5 protein-coding genes are annotated in these 6,870 nt (G+C 65.5%); 4 read left to right on the plus strand and 1 reads right to left on the minus strand.

Features of this window, described 5'->3' with window-relative positions; genetic code table 11:
* The first annotated feature begins 50 nt into the window (after positions 1 to 50).
* The gene (locus tag AC1RWI_RS37400) at positions 51 to 770 is read left to right on the plus strand and encodes an ABC transporter ATP-binding protein (protein ID WP_043345306.1); all 720 of its coding nucleotides are present in this window, start codon (positions 51 to 53) and stop codon (positions 768 to 770) included.
* A gap of 330 nt (positions 771 to 1,100) precedes the next feature.
* Positions 1,101 to 2,999: a potassium transporter Kup gene (locus tag AC1RWI_RS37405; protein WP_043345310.1), complete on the plus strand. Its 1,899-nt coding sequence runs from the start codon at positions 1,101 to 1,103 to the stop codon at positions 2,997 to 2,999.
* Between the two features lie 119 nt (positions 3,000 to 3,118).
* Here the strand turns inward: AC1RWI_RS37405 and AC1RWI_RS37410 are convergent, their stop codons facing one another.
* A complete protein-coding gene (locus AC1RWI_RS37410) occupies positions 3,119 to 5,488 on the minus strand; it encodes a Tex family protein (protein ID WP_043345312.1) in 2,370 nt (789 codons plus the stop codon).
* 201 nt (positions 5,489 to 5,689) lie between these two features.
* On the opposite strand from AC1RWI_RS37410, the gene AC1RWI_RS37415 reads away from it, so the two are divergent.
* Positions 5,690 to 6,502: a hypothetical protein gene (locus AC1RWI_RS37415; RefSeq protein ID WP_043345315.1), complete on the plus strand. Its 813-nt coding sequence runs from the start codon at positions 5,690 to 5,692 to the stop codon at positions 6,500 to 6,502.
* A 145-nt stretch (positions 6,503 to 6,647) separates the two neighbouring features.
* Positions 6,648 to 6,851, plus strand: a complete 204-nt coding sequence (locus AC1RWI_RS37420) for a DUF465 domain-containing protein (protein ID WP_043345316.1) — start codon at positions 6,648 to 6,650, stop codon at positions 6,849 to 6,851.
* The last annotated feature ends 19 nt before the right edge of the window (positions 6,852 to 6,870 follow it).

Raw genomic sequence — 6,870 nt, forward strand, 5'->3', positions numbered from 1 at the left:
GAGCAGGGGGCGGATTCCCGCCAGGCGGCCCTGCATAGGGAGCAGGCAGCATGAATGCGCCAAGCGAGATGATTGCCGCACGCGGCGTGCATGCCTGGTATGGCAGCAGCCATGTCCTGCGCGGGATCGACTTCAGCGTCGGCACGGGCGAGACCGTGGGCTTGCTGGGGCGTAACGGCATGGGCAAGAGCACGCTGCTGCGTACTCTCCTGGGCCATGTGCGGCAGCGCGAGGGCGCCATCCTCGCTGGCGGGCGCGACGTCTCCCGTGCGCAGCCGTATGAAGTGGCACGCCTGGGCGTGGCCTATGTGCCCGAAGGACGGGGCATCTTCCCCAATCTCTCAGTGCGCGAGAACCTCTTGATGGCGGCGCGCAAAGGGCCATCCGGCCGGATGGACTGGGACGAGGCAAGGGTGCTGGACCTGTTCCCGCGCCTCAAGGAGCGCCTTGGCCACGGTGGGCAGCAACTGTCCGGCGGCGAGCAGCAGATGCTGTCGATCGGCAGGGCCCTGATGACCAATCCGGACTGCCTGATCCTCGATGAGGCGACCGAAGGCCTGGCGCCACGCATCGTCGCCGAGATCTGGCAGGTCATTGCCACCGTGCGCGCCACCGGCATTGCATCCGTGGTGGTGGATCGCAACTACCGCACGGTGCTGGCCAATGCCGATCGGGTGGTGGTGCTGGAGAAGGGCATGGTCGTCATGAACGGGCCTGCGGCCGAACTGGCGGTGGAACCTGGCTTGCTGGATCGCTATCTTGGCGTTTGATCCGCACGCGATCCCCACTCAATTGTGACTGATCGTGCGCAATTTGTGGCGGTGCAGCAACGTGCGTATCCTCCTATTCGTGGGCAATTCGGTGGTTCAACGCGCGCAAGCGCTTGACCGGGCGGGACTTCCCTCGCATGCTTGCCACGTCACCAGCACGAGGCAGGTTCCTCAAGGCGGGATGCTCCCTAGTGGTCGTCACCCGGCACTTCATCTAGAATGGCGCGCGTTTGTGCAACGCAATAGCGGCACGGTGCCGTTGCGCCATCTCAGGCGCACATAGCCGTGCGCCGATGCCGTTGCGCGAGCCTTTCAACCTTACCCTTATCCATGACCCAGCCCGCAACCAGTCATTATTTCGTCGAAAGTCCCAGCAAGCGTGCGCTGGTGATCGGGGCGATCGGCGTCGTCTTCGGCGATATCGGTACCAGCCCGTTGTACGCGCTCAAGGAGTGCTTCAGTAAAGAGCACGGCATCCCCTTTAGCGACGCAGCCGTCATGGGGATCATCTCCATGTTGTTCTGGGCGATGATCATCGTGGTTTCGCTCAAATATGTGATGTTCGTCATGCGCGCCGACAACGACGGCGAGGGCGGCATCCTGGCCCTGATGGCGCTGGCGCTGCGTACTGCGGCGCCGCGCTCGCGCATGGCAAAGCTGCTGATGATGTTCGGCATCTTCGGCGCCTGCATGTTCTATGGCGACGCGGTGATCACCCCGGCGATCTCGGTCCTGTCCGCGGTGGAGGGCCTGGAGATCGCCGCGCCCGGGCTTACACACTTCGTCATACCGATCACGCTGGTGATCCTGGTGGCCTTGTTCATGATCCAGCGCAGCGGCACCGCCGCGGTGGGCAAGCTGTTCGGGCCCATCATGATGGTGTGGTTCGCCGCGCTGGGCGCCCTGGGCGTGTATCACATGATGCATGCGCCCTCGATCCTGATGGCGGTCAACCCGTACTATGCGGTCACCTTCCTGATGGAGCATTCGCTGCAGGCCTTCGTGGTGCTTGGCTCGGTGTTCCTGGTGCTGACCGGCGCGGAAGCGCTGTACGCCGACATGGGCCACTTTGGCATCCGCCCGATCCGCACGGGCTGGTTCGCGGTGGTGATGCCTTGCCTGATGCTCAACTACTTCGGCCAGGGCGCGATGCTGCTGCAGAACCCCGAAGCCGTCAGCAACCCGTTCTACCTGATGGTGCCGCAGCCCCTGCTGATCCCCATGGTGCTGCTGGCCACGTGCGCCACGGTGATCGCCTCGCAGGCCGTCATCTCCGGTGCTTTCTCGCTGACCAGCCAGGCGATCCAGCTGGGCTTCGTGCCGCGCATGCGCATCCGCTATACCTCGGACGCTGAAATCGGCCAGATCTACTTGCCTGTCATCAACTGGCTCCTGCTGGTGCTGGTGGTGATCGTGGTGGTGGCCTTCAAGAAGTCCGACAACCTGGCGGCCGCCTACGGTATCGCGGTGACCACCACCATGGTGATCACCACGTTCCTGGCCGCCGTGGTCATGCGCAACGTGTGGAAGTGGAACCCGATCCTGGTAACCCTGATCGGCCTGACCTTCCTGCTGGTCGACCTGGCGTTTTTCTCCGCCAACCTGCTCAAGATCGCCGAGGGCGGCTGGTTCCCGCTGCTGATGGGCGGCACCGCCTTCTTCCTGCTGATGACCTGGCACAGCGGGCGCAAGCTGCTGCGCGCACGCAGCCTGGAAGATGGCATTCCGCTCGAGCCGTTTATCGGCGGGCTGCTGGCGCACCCGCCGCATCGAGTCGAAGGCACGGCCGTGTTCCTGACCGGCAACACCGAGTCGGTACCGGTTTCGCTGCTCCACAACCTCAAGCACAACCGCGTGCTGCATGAGCGCGTGGTGTTCCTGAGCTTTGTCACGCGCGACGTGCCCTATGTGGACGATGACCATCGCCTGACCTGCAAGGATCTTGGCGGCGGCGTGTTCATCCTCAAGTCCGAGTACGGCTTCAAGGAAACGCCGGATGTGCAGCGGGTGCTGGATCTGGCCCAGCGCAAGCTCAACATGCAGTTCGAGCTGATGGAAACCTCGTTCTTCATCGCCCGCGAATCGGTGATTCCGTCGAAGCTGCCGGGCATGTCGATGTGGCGCGAAAGCCTGTTCGCTTGGATGCATCAGAACGGTGCCAAGCCCTCGGACTTCTTCCAGATTCCGGCCAACCGTGTGGTTGAGCTGGGAACCAAGGTGGAGATTTGACGGCAGTCCCCGCGGTTCGCATGCCGCAGTCGCGGCCGGGATAGCCTCACTGGCCCGCGGAAAGTAAAAAGCCCCTGTGCACATGGCACAGGGGCTTTTTTACCTCGGTCCCGCGAGGCTCAGCGCTTGAGCTTGGCGAAGGCCGCCGCCATGGCGCCTGACGGTTCATCGCGGCGCTGATTGCCGCCGAACCCCTTGCCCTGGCCGGGCCGCTGGCCCTGACCCTGGCGCGGCGCGTTGCCGCGGTCGGTCTGGCCCGCGCGGACCGGCCCCTGGCCGGGCTCGTCGTCCAGGCGCATGGTCAGGCCGATGCGGTTGCGCTTGACGTCCACCTCCATCACCTTGACCTTGACGATCTGGCCAGCCTTGACCGCCTCGTGCGCGTCCTTGATGAACTTGGTGGACAGGGCGGAGATATGGACTAGTCCGTCCTGATGCACACCGATATCGACGAACGCGCCGAAGGCGGCAACGTTGGTGACCACGCCTTCGAGCACCATGCCCGGCTGCAGGTGCTTGATGTCTTCCACGCCGTCCTGGAAGGTGGCGGTCTTGAACTCGGGGCGCGGGTCGCGGCCGGGCTTTTCCAGCTCGGACAGGATGTCGCGCACGGTCGGCAGGCCGAAGGTCTCGTCCGTGAAGGATGTCGGCGACAGGCCGCGCAGCGCTTCGCGATTGCCCATCACTTCCGGCAAGCCCTTCTTGATCTGGTCGAGGATCCGCTTGACCACCGGGTAGGCTTCCGGGTGGACCGAGGAGCGGTCCAGCGGATTGTCGCCATCGTTGACGCGCAGGAAGCCAGCGGCCTGCTCGAACGTCTTGTCACCCAGTCGCGGCACCTTCTTCAGCGCGGCGCGATTGGGGAAGGCCCCGTTGGCATCGCGGTACTCGACGATATTGCGCGCCAGCACCGTGTTCAGGCCGGACACGCGGGCCAGCAGCGGGGCCGAGGCGGTGTTCACGTCCACCCCCACGGCGTTCACGCAATCCTCCACCACGGCGTCCAGCGCGCGGGCCAGCTCGCGCTGGTTCACGTCATGCTGGTACTGGCCCACGCCGATCGACTTGGGATCGATCTTGACGAGTTCCGCCAGCGGATCCTGCAGGCGCCGCGCGATCGAGACCGCGCCGCGAATCGACACGTCGAGGTCCGGGAATTCCTTGGCGGCCAGCTCCGATGCCGAGTACACCGAGGCGCCGGCTTCGCTGACCACGATCTTGGTCAGCTTGGCTTCGGGCAAGGCCTTCATCAGGTCCAGCACCAGCTTGTCGGTTTCGCGGCTGGCGGTGCCGTTGCCGATCGAAACCAGCATGACATTGTGCTGCTTGGCCATGCGCGCCAGCGTGGCGAGCGAGCCGTTCCAGTCGCGGCGCGGCTCGTGCGGGTAGATGGTGGCGGTGTCGATCAGCTTGCCGGTGGCGTCGACCACGGCCACTTTGCAGCCGGTGCGGATGCCCGGGTCGATGCCCATCACGGACTTCGGACCCGCCGGCGCGGCCAACAGCAGTTCGTGCAGGTTGCGGCCGAACACCTTGATGGCTTCGCTTTCCGCGGTTTCACGCAGCTGGGTCAGCAGCTCGGTTTCCAGGTGCGGCTGCACCTTGACGCGCCAGCACCAGCGGCAGACATCGGCCAGCCACTTGTCGGCAGGGCGGTTCTGGTTCTGGATGCCGACATGGCGCGCGATCATGCCTTCGCACGGGTGCGGCACCATGGCGTCCTGTTCCTCGCCCAGGCCGAGCTTGACCATCAGCACGCCCGCATTGCGGCCGCGGAACAGCGCCAGCGCGCGGTGGGACGGAATGGTGCGGATGGTTTCGCTGTATTCGTAGTAATCGCGGAATTTCTCTTCTTCCGCGCCTTCCTTGCCTTCCATCACCGAGGAGGTGACCAGGCCATGGCTCCACAGGTGCTCGCGTACTTTGCCGAGCAGTTCGGCGGTTTCGCCAAACTGTTCCGACAGGATGTCGCGCGCGCCATCCAGTGCGGCCTTGATGTCCGGCACGCCGCCGTCGGCGGTGGGGTTGCCGTTGACGTACTTGGCAGCCTCCGCCTGCGGGTCCAGCGTGGGGTCGGCCAGCAACGCCAGCGCCAGCGGTTCCAGCCCGCATTCGCGCGCGATCTGGGCGCGGGTGCGGCGTTTGGGTTTGTAGGGCAGGTAAAGGTCTTCCAGGACCTGCTTGGTTTCTGCGCCTTCGACGGCTGCGCGCAGCTCGGGCGTCAGCTTGCCCTGTTCCTCGATCGAGGCGAGGATGGTGGCGCGGCGCTCTTCCATCTCGCGCAGATAGAGCAGGCGTTCTTCCAGATTGCGCAGATGCGTGTCGTCCAGGTTGCCGGTCACTTCCTTGCGGTAGCGCGCAATGAACGGCACGGTCGCGCCTTCGTCGAGCAGTTCTACGGCCGCCGCCACCTGGCGGGGTTGGACGGACAGTTCGGCCGCGATGAGCGACACGATCTTTTGCATGACGGAAGCTGGCAGAGTGGACATCAGGAAAACAGTCGGTCGAAAGCGGGGCATTTTGCCACAAGCTTGCCGCCCCGCGGCGGGGTGCTTGGGGAGCGGGGCTGCCCGCGTGGCCCGGGGTGCCCGCGGGGGCGGTGGCGCCGCGCCGGGATGCCGGCCTGCCCGTATGTCAACAAGCGTGGCAACAAGCACGGCAACCGGCAGGGCGGATGTTAGAATCCGGGCATGATCGTCAAGCCACATCCGACCGCCCTTGCGGCCGCGTTCCCCGACCGCCTCGCCATTCCGGCTGTGCTCCGCGCGGCCCGCTTCCTGCCCGCGCAGGTGCGGCTCGCCGTGCTTGCCGCCGGCCTGGCGGCGTTGATCCTGCCAACGCTCGGCCAGGCGCAGGCGGCCCCTGGCGCCGCGCAGCCTCCTGGCGCCGCCGGCGCGGCGCAAACGCCGCCCCGGGATTTCGCCGCGGAGCGCAAGGCCATCAGCGACTCGCGTGCCTGGACCACCTATCGCTATGGCACGGCCGAGCACGATTGCTACAACAAGTTCTTTGTCACGCATTGCATCGACAAGGCCAAGGACGTGCAGCGTGCCGAGTTGCAGGTGCTGCGCAAGCGCGAGCTTGAGGTCGGTGACGCTGAGCGCGCATTCAAGGCGGCCGAGCGTGACCGGCAACAGGCGATCCAGCGCGCCCAGTACGAAGCGGAGCAACCCGGCCGCGACGCCAACGAGCGCGCCAGCCGCGAAAGCTACGAGCGCAAGCAGCAGGAGCAGAAACTGCGCGATGCGCAGCACGAGGCCGATGCGCCGCAGCGCGCCGCCAATGCCCAGGCCTACGACAAGAAGCAGGCCGACTTCGATGCCCGCGTCAAGGCCGCTCAGGAGCAGGGCGCGCAGCAAGCCAGGCAGCGGCAGGAAAATGTAAAGGCCTACGACCAAAAGCAGCGCGACGCCGAGCAACGGCAGAAAGACGTCGACGAGCGTCGTGCCAAGGCCAAGGAGCAGCAGGGTCAGGCGTCCGCGCCACGCCCCTTCGGTTTCTGAGCGGCTGCGCGCCGCGCCCACAGCCGGGGGCAATACCGGCGACAATAGCCGGTGCCAGACGTCGGCGCGATGCATCTGGCCGCGCCCACGTCATTTGCCGTACCGGCGCCGCCGGCGCCAGCGCCGGCTTTGAGCGGGGGAGCCCATGGACCGCAACCTGAATACCTTATCGCGACAGATCATGGAATTGCAGATCGAGCATCGCGATCTCGATTACCTGATCGACCGCATGGTGGCTGATGCCACGCACGATGAGCTGCAACTGCGCCGACTGAAAAAGCGCCGTCTCAAGCTCAAGGATGCGATTACCTTGCTACAGCTTCAGCTCGAGCCGGACGTGCCCGCCTGATTCCCCGATTCCCCGATTC

It is taken from the genome of Cupriavidus sp. MPR-AND1C, from assembly GCF_058809705.1.

Bases quoted from the DNA above. Each gene is read 5' to 3' on its own strand.
- AC1RWI_RS37400 (WP_043345306.1), top strand. From the start codon at position 51: ATGAATGCGCCAAGCGAGATGATTGCCGCACGCGGCGTGCATGCCTGG.
- AC1RWI_RS37405 (WP_043345310.1), top strand. From the start codon at position 1,101: ATGACCCAGCCCGCAACCAGTCATTATTTCGTCGAAAGTCCCAGCAAG.
- AC1RWI_RS37410 (WP_043345312.1), bottom strand. From the start codon at position 5,488: ATGTCCACTCTGCCAGCTTCCGTCATGCAAAAGATCGTGTCGCTCATC.
- AC1RWI_RS37415 (WP_043345315.1), top strand. From the start codon at position 5,690: ATGATCGTCAAGCCACATCCGACCGCCCTTGCGGCCGCGTTCCCCGAC.
- AC1RWI_RS37420 (WP_043345316.1), top strand. From the start codon at position 6,648: ATGGACCGCAACCTGAATACCTTATCGCGACAGATCATGGAATTGCAG.